2 protein-coding genes are annotated in these 1,947 nt (G+C 73.8%); one reads left to right on the top strand and one right to left on the bottom strand.

Translation table 11 applies throughout. The features are described from left to right. Positions 1–66: 66 nt before the first annotated feature. Entirely contained in the window at positions 67–912 is an 846-nt protein-coding gene (locus ACWEBX_RS39745; protein ID WP_451889571.1) for a pentapeptide repeat-containing protein, read from the bottom strand. Positions 913–1,037: 125 nt separating this feature from the next. On the opposite strand from ACWEBX_RS39745, the gene ACWEBX_RS39740 reads away from it, so the two are divergent. Then, positions 1,038–1,947 (top strand): SDR family NAD(P)-dependent oxidoreductase (locus tag ACWEBX_RS39740; protein WP_451889570.1); only part of this gene is annotated, 910 nt, incomplete at its 3' end.

Genomic DNA, 1,947 nt, shown 5'->3' with positions numbered 1-1,947 from the left:
GCGCGACCGAGTGAGGCCGCGGCGCTCCGGCCCGGGCGGGGTGCCGCTCACCGCCCGGGCGGTCCCTCAGCTTCCCGTGGTCCAGTGACCGGGGCGGGCGACGGATTCCGGGAGGCGGGTGCCGGCGCTGCCGCGGGCGGCATCGAGCTGGGGCTGGGTGAGGAACAGCGCCCCGGTCAGATCGGCGTCGGTCAGGTCGGCGTCCCGGAGGTCGGCGCCGATCAGATCGGCCCCGCGCAGATCGGCACCCGTGAGATCGGTGGCGATGAGCAGCGCCCCGCGCAGACTCGCGCCCCGCAGGTCGGCACCCTTGAGCCGGGCCCCCATCAGATCCGCGCCGCGCCGGTCCTTCTTCCTGCTCCCGCCGGCCCCGGTCCGTACGAGTTCGCCGGCCCGCAGCAGCAGTTCGCCGGCCTTCCGCCGGTGCGCGCCGACGTCCAGCGTCACCAGTTCCTCCGGGGTCTGCCGGGTGAGGTGCTCGGTCGTGGAGATCAGGCTCCGGACTTCGGCGTGCACCGGACGTGCGGCGGGGAGCGCCAGGGCCTCGTTCAGGTACCGGAGCAGTTCGTGCAGGTGGCGCACGACGGGGAACACGTCGAACATCAGCCGGGCGCGCTCCTTCGGCCCCGAGCGCCAGTCCTCGCCGCCGAAGGTCACCTGGGAGACGTGCTGCCCGGCACCGAAGCAGTCGTAGACCGTGCAGCCCGTGAAGCCCGCCGGCCGCAGCCGGGTGTGGATGCCGCACCGGGAGTCGTCGCGCAGATTCGGGCAGGGCTCCCCCGCGCCCTTGTCGATCGCGAAGTCGGCCGAGCGGGAGAAGGGGAGCGCGACACAGCACAGCCCGAAACACCGCCCGCAGTCGGCGCGCAGTTCGTCACGGGGGTCCTGGGATGTACGGACTTCCTCTGGCATGTCCTCCAGCGTACTGAGCCCTCTCCGCGCGCTGAGCCGGTCCGGCCTGACGGCCCGGCGGGCCCGCCGCGATCCGCTCGCTCCCGCTCTTGATGTCTGACGGCGCACCAGGTATCGAGTCCGCTATGGACGACATCGCGCTCCCCGGTCTCCCCGCCCCTCCCCCGATGGGCGCGAGCGCCCTTCCGGCCGGGACGTACGACGGCTCGCTGGTGCTGGTCACCGGCGGCGGTACCGGACTCGGCAGGGCGATCGCGGCGGAGTTCGCCCGGCTGGGCGCCGATCTCCTGATCGTCAGCCGCCGCGAGCGGCATCTGGCGCCCGCACGCGCCGAGTTGGCGAAGCTGGGCACGCGGGTCAGGTCCGCGGTCTGCGACATCCGTGACCCGAAGCGCGTCTCCGAGGTGTTCGACGCGTGCGGGCTGCCCGACGTGCTGGTCAACAACGCGGCCGCCAACTTCCCCGTCGCGACTGAGGACATGTCCCCGAACGCCTGGCAGGCGGTCGTCGACATCACCCTCACCGGAACATTTCTGATGACCCGTGAGTTCGGAAGGCGCCACCTCGCGGCGGGCACGCCGGGGTCGGTCATCGACGTCGGCGCGTCCTACGCCTGGACCGGCGGTCCCGGTTTCGCGCACAGCGCGGCGGCCAAGGCCGGCGTGGAGAGCCTGGTGCGGACCCTGGCGGTCGAGTGGGGACCGTACGGCATCCAGGTCAACGGTCTGGTGCCGGGGCTGATGCCGCACGAGGACATGACGGACGACATCCGCGGCAACCTGGCCCGCGGCACGGGCGGCGCCGGTGGCGCGGCCGGTACGGACCCTGAACACCACGGGCACGGCCAAGGCGCCCGGCGCGCCGGGGACGGGCGGGACGACAGGGACGACCGCGACGGCCGGCACCCCGGGGACACACCGGGCGGCGAAGACAGGCGGGACGAGGGAGGCCCGCGAGACGGGCGGGATGACCGGAACCTCGCTGGCGCTGGACGGGGGCTGGACCGCGCACTGAGCCGGAGCCCGGCAGCCTCCT

It is taken from the genome of Streptomyces sp. NPDC005070 (genome assembly GCF_053600395.1).
The sequence above is the reverse complement of the archived record's forward strand: the minus strand, read 5'-3'. Positions and strand labels throughout refer to the sequence as shown.

Excerpts from the sequence above, each read along its gene's own strand:
- ACWEBX_RS39745 (WP_451889571.1), bottom strand. The coding sequence starts at position 912 with ATGCCAGAGGAAGTCCGTACATCCCAGGACCCCCGTGACGAACTGCGC.